This is a genomic window from Lawsonibacter faecis (assembly GCF_014287675.1).
GTDB classification, from domain to species: Bacteria; Bacillota; Clostridia; order Oscillospirales; family Oscillospiraceae; genus Pseudoflavonifractor; species Pseudoflavonifractor faecis.
Map to the genome: position 1 here is coordinate 150,978 of NZ_JACOPQ010000002.1, position 13,983 is coordinate 164,960.

Annotated in this window: 15 protein-coding genes; 3 read left to right on the forward strand and 12 right to left on the reverse strand. The window is 65.4% G+C overall.

The window, feature by feature from the left end; all coding sequences use genetic code 11:
- Positions 1 to 63 precede the first annotated feature (63 nt).
- Genes H8S62_RS02850 through H8S62_RS02860 form a run of 3 tightly spaced genes read left to right on the forward strand, consistent with a single transcriptional unit; the run spans position 64 to position 2,227 of the window.
- A complete protein-coding gene (locus H8S62_RS02850; RefSeq protein ID WP_155146266.1) occupies positions 64 to 453 on the forward strand; it encodes a spore cortex-lytic protein in 390 nt (129 codons plus the stop codon).
- A gap of 12 nt (positions 454 to 465) precedes the next feature.
- Complete coding sequence (locus H8S62_RS02855; protein WP_186918405.1) at positions 466 to 1,704, forward strand: peptidoglycan-binding protein; 1,239 nt, start codon at positions 466 to 468, stop codon at positions 1,702 to 1,704.
- Positions 1,694 to 2,227: a peptidoglycan-binding domain-containing protein gene (locus H8S62_RS02860; protein WP_155146262.1), complete on the forward strand. Its 534-nt coding sequence runs from the start codon at positions 1,694 to 1,696 to the stop codon at positions 2,225 to 2,227. Before H8S62_RS02855 ends, H8S62_RS02860 begins: the two co-directional genes overlap by 11 nt.
- Before the next feature lie 95 nt (positions 2,228 to 2,322).
- Here H8S62_RS02860 and hisE read toward each other — a convergent pair whose 3' ends face one another.
- The 12 genes from hisE to H8S62_RS02915 all read right to left on the reverse strand — a co-directional run bounded on the left by hisE (position 2,323) and on the right by H8S62_RS02915 (position 13,966).
- Positions 2,323 to 2,652: a phosphoribosyl-ATP diphosphatase gene (gene hisE, locus H8S62_RS02865; protein WP_155146260.1), complete on the reverse strand. Its 330-nt coding sequence runs from the start codon at positions 2,650 to 2,652 to the stop codon at positions 2,323 to 2,325.
- Positions 2,653 to 2,689: 37 nt separating this feature from the next.
- Complete coding sequence (hisI, locus tag H8S62_RS02870) at positions 2,690 to 3,010, reverse strand: phosphoribosyl-AMP cyclohydrolase (protein ID WP_155146258.1); 321 nt, start codon at positions 3,008 to 3,010, stop codon at positions 2,690 to 2,692.
- 54 nt (positions 3,011 to 3,064) lie between these two features.
- The gene (gene hisF / locus H8S62_RS02875) at positions 3,065 to 3,820 is read right to left on the reverse strand and encodes an imidazole glycerol phosphate synthase subunit HisF (RefSeq protein ID WP_155146724.1); all 756 of its coding nucleotides are present in this window, start codon (positions 3,818 to 3,820) and stop codon (positions 3,065 to 3,067) included.
- A gap of 71 nt (positions 3,821 to 3,891) precedes the next feature.
- Entirely contained in the window at positions 3,892 to 4,614 is a 723-nt protein-coding gene (gene hisA, locus H8S62_RS02880; protein ID WP_186918406.1) for a 1-(5-phosphoribosyl)-5-[(5-phosphoribosylamino)methylideneamino]imidazole-4-carboxamide isomerase, read from the reverse strand.
- On the reverse strand, positions 4,611 to 5,219 hold the full coding sequence (gene hisH / locus H8S62_RS02885; RefSeq protein WP_186918407.1) for an imidazole glycerol phosphate synthase subunit HisH: 609 nt from the start codon (positions 5,217 to 5,219) through the stop codon (positions 4,611 to 4,613). The genes hisA and hisH overlap by 4 nt, the downstream gene beginning before the upstream one ends.
- A gap of 72 nt (positions 5,220 to 5,291) precedes the next feature.
- A complete protein-coding gene (locus H8S62_RS18625; RefSeq protein ID WP_155146252.1) occupies positions 5,292 to 5,534 on the reverse strand; it encodes a PF20097 family protein in 243 nt (80 codons plus the stop codon).
- 1 nt (position 5,535) lies between these two features.
- Complete coding sequence (hisB, locus tag H8S62_RS02890) at positions 5,536 to 6,111, reverse strand: imidazoleglycerol-phosphate dehydratase HisB (RefSeq protein WP_186918408.1); 576 nt, start codon at positions 6,109 to 6,111, stop codon at positions 5,536 to 5,538.
- Between the two features lie 55 nt (positions 6,112 to 6,166).
- Positions 6,167 to 7,441 (reverse strand): histidinol dehydrogenase, encoded by a 1,275-nt coding sequence (hisD, locus tag H8S62_RS02895; RefSeq protein ID WP_155146248.1) that lies wholly within the window; start codon positions 7,439 to 7,441, stop codon positions 6,167 to 6,169.
- Complete coding sequence (gene hisG, locus H8S62_RS02900) at positions 7,438 to 8,085, reverse strand: ATP phosphoribosyltransferase (RefSeq protein ID WP_186918409.1); 648 nt, start codon at positions 8,083 to 8,085, stop codon at positions 7,438 to 7,440. The genes hisD and hisG overlap by 4 nt, the downstream gene beginning before the upstream one ends.
- Complete coding sequence (hisZ, locus tag H8S62_RS02905; RefSeq protein ID WP_186918410.1) at positions 8,082 to 9,251, reverse strand: ATP phosphoribosyltransferase regulatory subunit; 1,170 nt, start codon at positions 9,249 to 9,251, stop codon at positions 8,082 to 8,084. The genes hisG and hisZ overlap by 4 nt, the downstream gene beginning before the upstream one ends.
- A gap of 143 nt (positions 9,252 to 9,394) precedes the next feature.
- Positions 9,395 to 9,814 carry an NUDIX hydrolase gene (locus tag H8S62_RS02910; protein WP_155146241.1) on the reverse strand — a complete coding sequence of 140 codons (420 nt, stop codon included), beginning with the start codon at positions 9,812 to 9,814 and terminating at the stop codon, positions 9,395 to 9,397.
- Between the two features lie 36 nt (positions 9,815 to 9,850).
- Positions 9,851 to 13,966, reverse strand: coding sequence for a PolC-type DNA polymerase III (locus H8S62_RS02915; protein WP_186918411.1), 4,116 nt, complete (start codon positions 13,964 to 13,966; stop codon positions 9,851 to 9,853).
- Between the last annotated feature and the right edge of the window lie 17 nt (positions 13,967 to 13,983).

Sequence of the window (13,983 nt, forward strand, 5' to 3'; positions counted from 1 at the left end):
GGCTGCATAGTCTGAATTGAGAAAACGCCTGATTTCCGCTTTTAATCAAAGGAGGAGTCCAAATTGGCCGATTACGGAACGGTTTCCGTCCGGGTCTTCACCGCCCGGGCGCAGATCCCCCTGGAGGGGACCACGGTGGCGGTCACCCGGAAGCGCCCCAATGGGAAGCATGAGCTGATCTCCATCCAGACCGCCAACGAGAACGGCAAGATCGCCCCCGTCACCATCCCCACGCCGCCCCCCGCCGGGAGCGAGGCCCCGGGGTCCGCCCGGCCCTTCTCCACCTGCGACGTATGGGCCGACCACCCGGATTACGAGCTGCTGGTGGTGGAGGACGTGCAGGTCTTCCCCGGGGTGGAGACCGTGCAGAACATGGAGCTCATCCCCCTGCCCGAGCATGTGGCCCCGCGGGACGCGGTCAACGAAGTGCTGGTCACGCCCCAGCCGCTGTAGAGGAGGACTGTCATGCCACCTACCGTCACGCCCTATATCCCGGAGTACATCACCGTGCATCTGGGCACCCCCGCCTCGGGGGCGGAAAACGTCACCGTCTCCTTCCCCGACTACATCAAGAACGTGGCCTCCAGCGAGATCTACCCCACCTGGGAGCCCGCCGCCCTCCGGGCCAACATCCTGGCCCAGATCTCCTTCGCCCTCAACCGGGTCTACACCGAGTACTACCCCAGCCGGGGGTATACCTTCCACATCACCAACAGCACCGCCACCGACCAGAAATTTATCCGCGGCCGGAACATCTTCGAGAACATCGAGGTTATCGTAGACGAGATTTTCGACACCTATATCCGCCGCATCGGCTATGTGGAGCCCCTCTCCGCCCGGTTCTGCAACGGCACCACCGTCACCTGCGACGGCCTCTCCCAGTGGGGCAGCCAGAGCCTGGCCGAGCAGGGGTACAACTCCTTCGCCATTCTCCAGAGCTACTACGGGGACAACATCGAGCTGGTGACCGACGCGCCGGTCCGGGGCGTGCGGGCCTCCTACCCCGGCGTCCCCCTGCGGCGCGGGGACGCCGGCGAGCCGGTGGTGGTCATTCAGACCTCCCTCAACCGCATCTCCCAGGACTACCCGGCCATCCCCAAAATCTACCCGGTGGACGGCGTGTTCGGCCCCGCCACCGAGAGCGCGGTGCGCAAGTTCCAGCAGATCTTCAACCTCACCCCCGACGGGGTGGTGGGCAAGTCCACCTGGTATAAGCTGGTCTTCCTCTATGTGGGCGTCAAGGACCTCTCGGAGCTGGTCAGCGAGGGGCAGACTTTTTACAACATCTCCTTCCAGTACCCCGACGCGGTCAGCGAGGGCCAGACCGGCGAGAAGGTCACGGTCCTCCAGTACATGCTGTCCACCCTGTCCCAGTTCTACAGCAACATTCCCTTCCTCACCATCGACGGCGTATTCGGCCCCGCCACCCGGGAGGCGGTGTCCGCCTTCCAGCAGATGGTGGGGCTGCCCCAGACCGGCGCGGCGGGCGAGGACACCTGGGACGCCGTCTACCGCGCCTTCTTCGGGGCGTACAGCTCCGTCATGACCGACGAGGCCCTCTTCCCCGTGGAGCGCAGCCGCGGCGGTTCCGGGCCGGAGGGCGACGCCGCCTTCGCCCGGACCACCCGCATGACCCAATATCCCGGCTTCGAGCTGTCCATGGGCAGCACGGACCGGAACGGAGGTGAACACGATGCTGCCTGAACGCCTGCTCATCGGCCAGCCGATACGAAGCCTGCAGACCATGCTGCGGGAGATCTCCTTTGTCTACACAGACCTGCCCCGCCTCATCCCCGACGGCGTCTTCGAGGAGGAGACCCGCCGGGCCGTGGTCTCCTTCCAGCAGCTCTTCAACCTGCCCGCGACCGGGACGGTGGACAACGACACCTGGGACGCCGTCGTGGTGGTCTACCGGCAGACCCTGAAGGTCACATCCAGGCCCGGCCCCTGCGCCGTCTACCCCGCCAACACCTATACCGTGGAGCCCGGAGATTCCACCATCCACATGTACGTCATCCAGTCCATGTTTAAGTCCCTCTCCCACGTGCTGGACGGCATCAGGGTGCCCGTGGTGGACGGGCGTCACACGGGGGTGTCCGTGGAGAACGCCCTCTGGCTCCAGCGCCGGGGAGGGCTGGAGGAGACGGGTATTTTCGACATGCGCACCTGGGACCTTCTCGCCCGGCTCTACTGCACGTATATTACCAGAAACCCCAAGGTGCATTAGGGCGGCTGCCAAGGAAGCCCCGTGGGGCTTCCTTGGCAGGCCGACAGGGGCCGCCTATCGTGAGATAGGCGGCCCCTGTGTCCTGTAAAACCGGTTCAGGTCTCCTTATCGGTGACCCGCATCTGCTTGAGATTGCCGATCTTTTCGCTCCGGCGCTCCAGCTCCGCCAGCACGTCGTCCAGCGGGATATCCTGGGCGCAGAGCATGACCATCAGGTGGTAGATGAGGTCGGAGACCTCCCCCACGGTGTCTTCGGCCACGCCGTTCTTGGCGGCAATGATGGTCTCGGAGCACTCCTCCCCCACCTTTTTGAGTATCTTGTCCAGCCCCTTGTCGAAGAGGTAGCAGGTATAGGACCCCTCCTGGGGGCTGGACTTGCGGGCCCGGACCACCTGATAGAGATCCTTCAGCACGGTATCGCTCATGGGTTTTCCTCCTGTTCCGGGGGCCTGGGCCGCCCGTCTATTCCGTAATTTCTCTGAAAAAGCAGCTCACGGCCCCGGTGTGGCAGGTGGGGCCGTCCGGCGTGCAGAGGTAGAGCAGGGTGTCGGCGTCGCAGTCGGCGGCCATCCGCCTCACATGGAGGAAGTTCCCCGAGCTCTCCCCCTTGTTCCAGAGCTTCTGCCGGCTGCGGCTCCAGAACCAGGCGGTCCCGGTCCGCATTGTCAGCTCCACCGCCTCCCGGTTGGTGAAGCCCAGCATCAGCACCTCCAGGGTCTGATCGTCCTGGATGATGACGGGTATCAGCTCCGATTTTTGGAAGAGCTGGTCCAAATCGAACATAGGCGTTCTCCTTTTTCTCGGTCCTATTCTGTGCCGGGCTGCGTCTCAATCCTGTCAGCGCATCGGAATTCCCCGCCCGCGCAGATAGCCCTTGACCTCCTCCAAGGTCAGCTCCCCGAAGTGGAAGAGGGACGCCGCCAGCGCCGCGTCGCAGCCGGTCTCCTCAAAGACCCGGGCGAAGTGCTCCAGACTGCCGCAGCCGCCCGAGGCGATGACCGGGATATGGACCGCGCCGGTCACGGCCCGGGTCATGGCAAGGTCAAACCCGGCCTTGGTGCCGTCTGCGTCCATGGACGTGAGGAGGATCTCCCCCGCCCCAAGGCGCTCCCCCTCCCTGGCCCAGGCCACCGCGTCCAGGCCGGTGGGGGTCCGTCCGCCCGCCGTCACCACCTCATAGCTCCCGTCCGGGCGCACTCTGGCGTCGATGGCCAGCACCACGCACTGGGAGCCGAAGCGCTCCGCCGCCCGGGCGATGAGGGTGGGGTCCTTCACCGCGGCGGAGTTGACGGAGATCTTGTCCGCCCCCGCCCGGAGCAGCTGCTGAAAATCCTCCAGGGTGCGGATGCCGCCCCCCACCGTCAGGGGGACGAAGACCTGGGAGGCGGTGCGCTCCACCACGTCGGCCACGGTGGCGCGGCCGTCGCTGGTGGCGGTGATGTCCAGAAAGACAATCTCGTCCGCCCCGGCGTCCGAGTAGAACTTCGCCAGCTCCACCGGATCGCCCGCGTCCCGGATGTTGACGAAGTTGACCCCCTTGACCACCCGCCCGTCCCGCACGTCCAGGCAGGGAATGATGCGTTTTGCCAACATAAACTCACCTCGGAACTTCCTCATATCGGCTCCCCCCGGGGAGCTCCGGCCGCAGTGCGGACCGGGGGCCGTCAGGCCTGCGGCCCGGCCTCCCGGACGGCCTCGGCCAGGTCGATTTTCCCGGCGTAGTACGCCTTGCCGATGATGGCGGCGTACAGCCCCATGTCCCGCAGGCGCCTGATATCGTCCAGGCCGGCCACGCCGCCCGAGGCGGTGATATTGCACTTCACCGCCCTCTGCAGGGCGGCGAGCTGCTCATAGGACGGCCCGGAGAGCATACCGTCGGTGGCGATATCGGTAAAGATGATATTCCCAACGCCCATATCCTCCATCCGCTTTGCAAACTCCAGGCAGTCCAGGCCGGAGTCCTCCTCCCAGCCCGCGGTGCGCACCCTGCCGCCGAGGCAGTCGATGCCCACCGCCACCCGGTCGCCGTAGAGCCCCAGGGCATATTGCACCAGGGCGGGATTGGCGACGGCGGCGGAGCCGATGACCAGCCGGTCGGCGCCGGACTCCCCAACGGTGATGACGTCCAGCTCGGTCTTGATGCCGCCCCCCAGCTCCACCTTGAGGCCGGAGCTGCGGATCACGTCGTAGATCAGGGGGAAATTCTCCCGCACGCCGCTCCGGGCGCCGTCCAGGTCCACCATATGGATGTGCCGGGCGCCGGCGTCGTAAAAGGACCGGGCCACGGCGAGAGGCTCCTCCGCCACCTGATGGACCGTGCCGAAATTTCCCTTGTAAAGCCGGACCACTTTCCGGTCCTTCAAGTCTATGGCTGGAAACAGTATCATCGGTTCAGCTCCCCAAAATTCTTTAATATCTGCAGACCCGGCTCCCCGCTCTTCTCCGGGTGGAACTGGCAGCCGTACACATTGCCGCTGCGCACCGCCGCCACCACGGACGCGCCGTAGTCCGTCCGGGCAGTCACGTTCTTCTCGTCGGCAGCCACGCCGCAGAAGCTGTGGACAAAGTAGACGTACGCCCCGTCCTCCAGCCCCCGGAAGATGGGGGCGCCGTTTTGAAAGGTCAGGCTGTTCCAGCCGATATGGGGGAGCTTGTACTCCGTGTCAATCTTACGGACCCGGCCATGGACAAGCCCTAAGCCTTTACATGTCCGCCCCTCCTCGCCCAGGTCGAAGAGAAGCTGCATCCCCAGACAGATGCCCAGGATGGGCTTTTTTTCGCTCTGCTCCGCCAGCACCCGGTCCAGCCCCGCCCCACGCAGCCTCTCCGCCGCATCGGGGAAGGCCCCCACACCGGGCAGGATGATGGAGTCCGCCCGCTCCAGCCCGGCGGCGTCGCCGGTAATCAGGGTCCGCATGCCCAGAAACTGCATAGCATTCGCGACGCTCTTCAGGTTGCCGACGCCGTAATCCACAATCGCTGTATAGCTCATTTCCTTGTCACATCCTCCTGTGCGATCCGCCGTGGAGGGCGACCCACGCAGATGGGCGGCACAGAGGCCGCCCTATTCCATTTCCTTCAGCGCATGTTTCGGCGCGTCAAGGACGACCTTTCCACAGTCGGGGCAGTAATAAGCGGTTATCTCCATACGGGTGCCTGAGATGCACTCTGACAAGAGTACGTCGTTTTCGCGGCTGCTGAATCGGGATATATGGCGGCTCTTTTCCCACTGCGGCGTCCAGTTGAGCGTGCCAAACGTCTCGATTCTGCCGTTCCACATCCGTCTCCGGCAGTACGGGCAGTCCATATCAAAGCACCCCTTTTGTAGAGGTGACGCCCCCGCCCTCCACCCGGACCGCGTCCTTCAGCGCCAGGCCCAGGGACTTGAACAGGCCTTCGGTGATATGGTGGGCGTTCCTGCCGCTGAGGGCCTTCATGTGCAGGGTGAGTCCGGCGTTGAAGGCGAAGGCCCGCATAAACTCCTCCGTCAGGCAGGCGTCGTACGCCCCGATGCGCGCCTGGGGCATCTCCGCCTCGAAGACCAGGAAGGGCCGGTTGGAGATATCCAGGGCCGTGAAGGCCAGGGCCTCGTCCATGGGGACATAGGCGCTGCCGAAGCGGCGGATGCCCCGCCGGTCCCCCAGAGCCTCCCGGAGGGCCTGGCCCAGAACGATGCCGGCGTCCTCCACGGTGTGGTGGCCGTCCACCTCCAGGTCGCCCTCAACGGCCAGCTCCAGGCCGAAGCCCGCGTAAAAGGCCAGGGCGGTGAGCATATGGTCGAAGAAGCCCACGCCGGTCCGGACGTTCACCCCGCCCCCGTCCAGGGCGAGGGTAAGGGCGATATCGGTCTCCTTGGTTTTGCGGGAAACGGCGGAAGTTCTCATATACAAATTCCTTTCCGGCGGCGGCAAGCCTTCGACCTTCACAGGCTCCGGGCGGTCATTCAAAGCGCACCCGGATGGAGTTGGCGTGGGCGGTGAGATGCTCCGCCTCGGCCAGCGTGATGATCTTGTCCTTCACCGGGGCCAAATCCTTCTGTCTGTACTCTACGACGCTCATCGTCTTGAGAAAGCTGTCCACGCTCAGCGGCGAAAAGAACCGGGCTGTGCCCGAGGTGGGCAGCACATGGTTGGGGCCGGCCATATAGTCGCCCAGGGGCTCCGGGGACCACTCGCCCAGGAAGACCGCGCCGGCGTTGCGGACCCCGCCCAGCAGGGCCCGGGGGTCGGCGGTCACAATCTCCAGGTGCTCGGGCGCTATTTCGTTGGCCAGCTCCACGCAGCCGTCCAGGCTGCCGCAGACGATGGCGCAGCCGAAGTCTCGGAGGGAGGCCTCAATGATGGCGGAGCGGCCCAAATAGCCGGTCTGCCGGACAATCTCGGCGTCCACCGCCCCGGCCAGGGCCGCGCTGGGCGTGAGGAGCACCGCCGAGGCCATCTTGTCGTGCTCCGCCTGGCTCAGGAGGTCGGCGGCGATGTACTTGGGGTTGGCGGTCTCGTCGGCGATGACCAGCACCTCGGAGGGCCCGGCCACCATGTCGATGTCCAGCGTGCCGTAGGCCATGCGCTTGGCGGCCGCCACATAGGCGTTGCCGGGCCCCACCAGCTTATCCACCCGGGGGATGAAGCCCGCGCCGTAGGTCAGCGCGGCCACCGCCTGGGCGCCGCCCACGGCAATGACCCGATCCACCCCGGCGATTTTGGCGGCCGCCAGGACGGCGTTATTGAGGTTTTCGGTGGGGGGCGTGACCATGACGATCTCCCCCACTCCGGCCACCCTGGCCGGAATGACGTTCATCAGCACCGAGGAGGGATAGGCCGCCGTGCCGCCGGGCACGTACACCCCCACCCGGCTCAGCCCCCGGACCACCCGGCCCACCGTGCCGCCGTCGGGGGAGGTCCACTCCAGGGTTTTGGCCAGCAGCTTCCCGTTGTAGTCCCGGATGTTGGCGGCGGAGCGCTCCATGGCGGAAATCAGCTTCTTGGAGCAGGCGTAGTAGGCCATCTCCAGCTCTTCCGCGCCAATCTCATAGGGCTCGGCCTTGTCAAAGCGGCGGGAGTACCCGGCGACCGCCGAAAAGCCGTTTTCCCTTACATCCTGCATAATATCGGCCACAGCCTTATCTATCCGCGCGCCCTTCTCCCGGGCCCTGGCCCGCATGGCGGCAATCCGCGCCTTTTCGGCGCTGCCGTCGGCCCTCACGATTTCAATCATGGCTTATTCTCCAATTCCCGCTCACAACGGGCGATAAAGTCCTGAATTTCCGCCTTATAGAGCTTCATGCTGGCGGTGTTGACGATGAGCCGGGCGCTCACCGGGGCCACCGTCTCAATGGGTACCAGGCCGTTCTCCCGCAGAGTGGCCCCGGTCTCCACAATGTCCACGATGGCGTCGGCCAGGCCCAGAATCGGGGCCAGCTCCACGCTGCCCTCAATCTTGATGATGTCCACATCCATGCCCTTTTTCTCAAAGAAGGTCCGGGCCACATTGGGATATTTGCTGGCGATGCGCCGGGTCTTGTAGGTTCCGTAGAAGTCGGTCCCCTCCTTCACCGCCAGGGCGAAGCGGCACCTGCCGAAGCCCAGGTCCAGCACCTCGTAAAAGGCCCCGCCCTGCTCCAGGATGGTGTCCTTCCCGGCGACGCCCAGGTCGCAGACGCCGTGCTCCACGTAGGTAATCACATCGGGGGCCTTGGCAAGCACCGTGTCCAGGGGATAATTGGGGATGGCGTGGACCAGCCTGCGGCCGGGGTTCTTGACCGGAGTGCAGTCCAGGCCCATGGCCTCGAAGAGGGCCACCGACTTATCCTGCAGTCGCCCCTTCGTCAGGGCGATTCTGAGCCGATTTCCCCCGCTCATACCTCCACCAGCCTTTCCGTGCCGTTCTCCAGCACCAGCACCATGTCCGCGCCCTTCTCCCGGGCCAGGTTCAGGGTGGATTCCAGCGCCCGGAAGGGGGACAGCTCCGCCGTGCCGGGGGCGCGGGCGTCCACCACGGCCAGGGCCCGGGCCAGCTCGCCGTCCCCGAAGTGGATCAGCAGCTCCAGCCTGGGCAGGTCCGCGCAGGGCAGGCACGAGGCCACCGCGTCCACGTCCACGGCAAAGCCGGTGGCCTGGGCGGGCCGCCCGAAGGCCTCCACCAGCTTGTCGTACCGGCCGCCGGAGAGGACGGCGTCCCCCGCCCCCTCCACATAACCCCGAAAGACCACGCCGGTATAGTAGTCTATCTGATGGACCAGGCCCAGGTCGAAACGGATGTACCGCTCGTACCCCGCCGCCTTCAGCTCGGCGTAGAGGTCCCGCAGATAGTCCAGCGCGTCGCTGCCGCCGGAGAGGGACTCGGCCTCGTCCAGCACCTCCGCCCCGCCGAAGAGCTGGCTCAGGCGGCGCAGGGGCCTCGCGGCGCTCTGGCCGGCGTAGGGCTCCAGCAGGTCCCCCAGGGCGGCGAAGTTTTTCCCCTCAATGAGGGCGCGCATCCGCTCCACCGCGTCGGCGCTCATGTCCATCCGGGCGGTGAGCTCCCGGAAGAAGCCCACGTGGCCCAGCTCGATGTGAAACCGCTCCAAACCGCTCTCCCGCAGGCAGTCCACCGCCAGGGCGATCATCTCCAAATCGGCCTTCCTGCCCGAGGCCCCGATGAGCTCCACCCCGCACTGGGCGATCTCGCTGCTGCCGCCCCGGTGCTCCCGCCCGGAGCGGAAGACGGTCTGGTCGTAGTAGAGCCGCTGGGGCAGGGGCACCGAGCGCAGCTTGGTGGCCGCCACCCGGGCGATGGGGGTGGTGCTGTCGGGCCGCATGACCATAATCTTCCCCGAGCGGTCGATGATTTTCAGCATGGCCTCCTGGGGCATGGGGTTGCCCGACTGGAGGAAGAGGTCGTAAAACTCCACCTCGGGGGTGATGACCTCGGCGTAGCTCCGGCGGCGGAAGAGGCCGGTCAGGGCCTGCTGCACCTGCCGCCGCTCACGGCACTCGGCAAAGAGCCGGTCCCGGGTCCCCTCCGGCGTGTTGACATTGTAACTCATAGGGCGCGCCCCTCTCCTGCAAGGTTTTCTTTTGCATATTACCACGCTACTATGTTAAAGTCAAGAAAAACCTGAAGGGATTCTCAAAACAGCGGACCGCCCGATCATTCGGGCGGCCCGGACGATCGCGGGTGGACGGGATTCTATGGAAACAGCTCTGCGGCCTTTGCCATCAGCTTGGGGTGGACCTCCGGGTAGGTCCACGGGCCGGGCGGCTCATAGGCCAGGAGGATGCGCTCGATCTCCAGCGGCGGCAGCGCTCCGAAGCGCTCGATCTCCGCGGCGTAGAGCATGCCGAAGCTCTCCTCCCCCGCCCCGTCCATGCCGGTGACGGAGTAGGCGCAGACCGGACGGAGGGCATACTCCTCCGCCCCGGTCTCCTCATGGAGCTCCCGCCGGGCGGTCGTCTCGACGGCCTCCCCCGGCTCCCGGTGGCCGCCGGGGGCCTCCCACGTATCCCGCGCCCGGTGCCTGCAGAAGACCCACCGGCCGGCATGACGGGCAATGACGACCGCAAAGCGGAGCTTTTCGTCCGGGACAGAATCATAAAATCGGACTTCCATGTGCTATGGCTCCTCTCGGAGTGAATCGCGGTGTTCTCAGAAAAGCGTGATCTGGCTGGTGTCGGGCATTCCGTCCATGGCCCCGGCGGCCTTGAGCTGCTCGATATGGGTTTTGGACACCTTGGGGCAGGCGGCGGAGAACTCCTCCACGGAGATGAAGGTCTTCCCCTCCCGCTGCTCCATGATGGACCAGGCCGCCGTCTCCCCCAGACCCGGGATAGCGGAGAAGGGCGGAATCAGCGAGGCGTCGCCGCCGTAGGTAAAGAGGGTCGCATGGGACTTATAGAGGTCCACGTGCTCAAAGGTGAGGCCCCGGAGGTAGAACTCGTAGCAGACCTCCAGCGTGGTGAGCATGTCCTGCTCCACTGCGGAGGCCTCCTTGTCCTTGGCGCGGATCTCCTTCATCTTGGCCTTGACCACGTCGATGCCCCAGCACATGCAGGTGGCGTCGAAGGCCTTGGCGCGGATGGAGAAATAGGCGGCGTAGAACGCCAGGGGCCGGTGGACCTTGAACCAGGCGATGCGGAAGGCCATCATCACGTAGGCCACGGCGTGGGCCTTGGGGAAGAGGTATTTGATTTTCTTGCAGGAGCCGATGTACCACTCGGGCACGCCGGCGGAGAGCATCTCCTCCTCCGCCCCTTCGGGCAGTCCCCGGCCCTTTCGGACCGCCTCCATAATTTTAAAGGAGCGCTTCTCCGGCATGCCGCAGGAGATAAGGAAGAGCATGATATCGTCGCGGCAGCCGATGGCCTGGTTGACGGGGATGCCGTCCTTGACGATGAGGTCCTTGGCGTTGCCCAGCCACACGTCGGTGCCGTGGGAGAAGCCGGACAGCCGGACCAGGACGTCGAACTCGCTGGGGGTGGTGTCCACCAGCATGCCCCGGACGAAGGAGGTGCCGAACTCCGGGATGGCCACCGCGCCGGTGGGGCCCAGGACCGGATCGTCCTCGAAGCCCAGGGCCTCGGAGGAGGTGAAGAGGGACATGGTGGCCTTGTCGTCCAGGGGGATATCCGTCCGGGCGTTGACCCCGGTCAGGTCCTCCAGCATGCGGATCATGGTGGGATCGTCGTGCCCCAGCATGTCCAGCTTCAGGAGGTTGCTCTCCATGGCGTGGTATTCAAAGTGGGTCGTGACGATATCGGTGCCCGTGTCGTCGGCGGGGTGCTGGACCGGGCAGAAGTCGTAAATCTCCCGGTTCTGGGGGATGACCACCATGCCGCCGGGGTGCTGGCCGGTGGTCCGCTTCACGCCGGTGCAGCCGTGGGCCAGGCGGTTCTCCTCCGCCCGGGGGACGTGGATGCCCCGCTTCTCCAGATACTTTTTCACATAGCCGAAGGCTGTCTTCTCCGCCACGGTGCCGATGGTGCCCGCCCGGAAGACGTGGGTCTCGCCGAAGAGCTCAAAGGTATAGCGGTGGGCCTTGGACTGGTACTCGCCGGAGAAGTTCAGGTCGATGTCGGGGACCTTGTCGCCGCCGAAGCCCAGGAAGGTCTCAAAGGGGATGTTGAAGCCGTCCTTCACGTAGGGCGTGCCGCAGACGGGACAAATTGCGTCCTCCATATCCGCGCCGCAGCCCGCGCCCTGGGCCTTGGCGGCCTCGAAGTCGGAGTGCTTGCAGCTCGGGCAGCGGTAGTGGGGCGGCAGGGAGTTGACCTCAGTGATGCCCGACATGAAGGCCACCAGGGACGACCCGACGCTGCCGCGGGAGCCGACCAGATAGCCGTGCTCCAGGGAGTTCTGCACCAGCTTCTGGGCGGACATATAGATCACGTCGTACTTGCAGTTGATGATGTCCCCCAGCTCCACATTGATGCGGTCGGTGACGATTTGGGGCGGCTCCTCGCCGTAAAGCTCTTTTGCTTTCCCCCAGACCAGCCGCTTCAGCTCCCCGTCGGAGTCCTCCAGCTTGGGGGCGAAGAGGCCCTGGGGCAGCGGGTCCACGCGCTCGCACCAGTCGGCCACCAGGTTGGTGTTGCGCACCACCACGTTGTAGCAGTCCTCCCTGCCCAGATAGCTGAACTCCTCCAGCATCTCGGTGGTGGACTTGAAGTAGAGGGGCAGGGGCGAGTCGCAGTCGTCAAAGCCCTTGGTGTCCAGCAGGATATGGCGGTAAATCTCGTCCTCCGGGTCCAGGAAGTGGACGTCCCCGGTGGCGCAGACCGGCTTGTCCAGCTCCTTGCCCAAGGCCACGATGGTGCGGTTGAACTCCCGCAGCTCCTCCTCGCTCTGGACCATCCCCTTGCGGAGCATGAAGGCGTTGTTGCACAGGGGCTGGATCTCCAGAAAGTCGTACCAGGAGGCGATGCGCTTGAGCTCGCTGAAGTCCTTCCGCTTGGAGACGGCCTCGTAAAGTTCGCCCGCTTCACAGGCGGAACCCAGGATCAGACCCTCCCGGTGCTCGTTGATGACGCTCTTGGGCATGATGGGAAAGCGCTTGAAGTGGTTCAGGTGGGCCTTGGAGATGAGCTGGTACAGATTGCGCAGGCCGATGTTGTTCTTGGCCAGGACGATGAGGTGCTTGGGCTGGCGGCGGGCCTTGCCCTGGGAACGCAGGGCCCGCATGGCCGGGTTGATGCCCTGGAGGGTGTGCACCCCCCTGTCCTCCAGCATTTTGAAGAAGGGGATCAGCATATAGGCCACGGTGGCCGCGTCGTCGGAGGCCCGGTGGTGGTTGAAGGCGGGCAGGTTCAGCCGCTCCGCCACAATGTCCAGCTTGTATTTGCCCAGGTCGGGCAGGAGGTTCTGGGCCAGGATGAGGCTGTCCAGGGATGTGCTCTCAAAGGGGAGGCCCGCCCTGCGGCAGCCCTCGGCAATAAATCCCATGTCAAACTCGGCGTTGTGGGCTGCAAGAGGCCTGTCCCCCGCGAAGTCGAGAAAGGCCCGGATGGCCTCGGCCTGGGAGGGCGCGCCCTCCAGCATCCTGTCGGTGATGCCGGTGAGCTCAATGATCTCCCGGCTCAGAGGCCGGCCCGGGTCGGCGAAGGTGTTGAAGGATTCCGCCACCTCGCCGTTGCGGAGGATGACCGCGCCGATCTCGGTGATGGCGTCCCGGCGCCTGTCCAGGCCCGTGGTCTCGATGTCGAAGCAGACGATTTCCCCTGTAAAGTCCTGCTCCTGTTCACCGTGGACCACCACGCGGTCGTCCACGTCGTTGATGTAGTAGGACTCCACGCCGTAGAGAATCTTGATGTTCTTGGCGGCGTGCCATGCGTCCGGGAAGGACTGGGCCACGCCGTGGTCCGTGATGGCGATGGCCCTGTGGCCCCAGGCCTCCGCCCGCTTCACCACCGCCTTGGTGGGGGTGAGGGCGTCCATGGTGGACATGGTGGTATGCAGATGCAGCTCCACCCGCTTCTCGGGGGCGTCGTCGGTCCTCTGGGCCTTCTCCCCCGCCATGACGGCGTAGGGCTCCAGCACCATCTCGCCGGAGAAACGGTCGATGTTCAGCTTGCCCTGGACCAGAAGGTGCATCCCCTCCTTCACATTGTCCACGATGGGCTTACCGGAGTCGTCGGGGAAAAATTTGTTGATGTGGATGCTCCCGGTGTAGTCGGTCATGTCGAAGCCCACCACCCAGGCGCCCCGGTTCTTGAGCTCCTTGTGGTCCACGGCGAAGACGTCGCCCTTCACCACCACGGTGCCCATATCCAGGTTCAGCTCCCCCATGGAGGTGGGCTCCTTCTTGATCTCATGCTTGCCGAAGATCAGCCTGCCCGCCCTCTTCGGACCGCCGCTCCCCCCCTTCTCCCGGGGACGGCTGAGCTTCAGGCTCTGGAGCGCCTGGCGGCGGATCTCCTCGGTGCGCTTGAAGGCGTCGTCCATCCCGGGCGCGGCAGGCTGGGCCGCGGGGGCGGGAGGCGGCGGGCTCACCGGGGCCTGTCCCCGCCCCGGGTCCGCCGCGCTCCGCTCATCCCGGAAGCCCAGCTCCACCCGCTCCACCCGGTAGGCCGCGGCCAGAGAGCGCTCCCACCGCGCCTTCAGCTCCGGCGAGGGCGGCAGGGGGCAGGCCACCTCCGCCCGGATGGTGCGCTCGGCCTTATCGATGACCGCCTTGGTGACCAGGCACTCCCCGGCCAGGTGGGCCAGATCGCCCTCGGGCCGCCAGGCGGAAAACAGTTTTAAAAAGGGTATCTTCTGCTCAGGCATATGTCGTTACGCTCCCA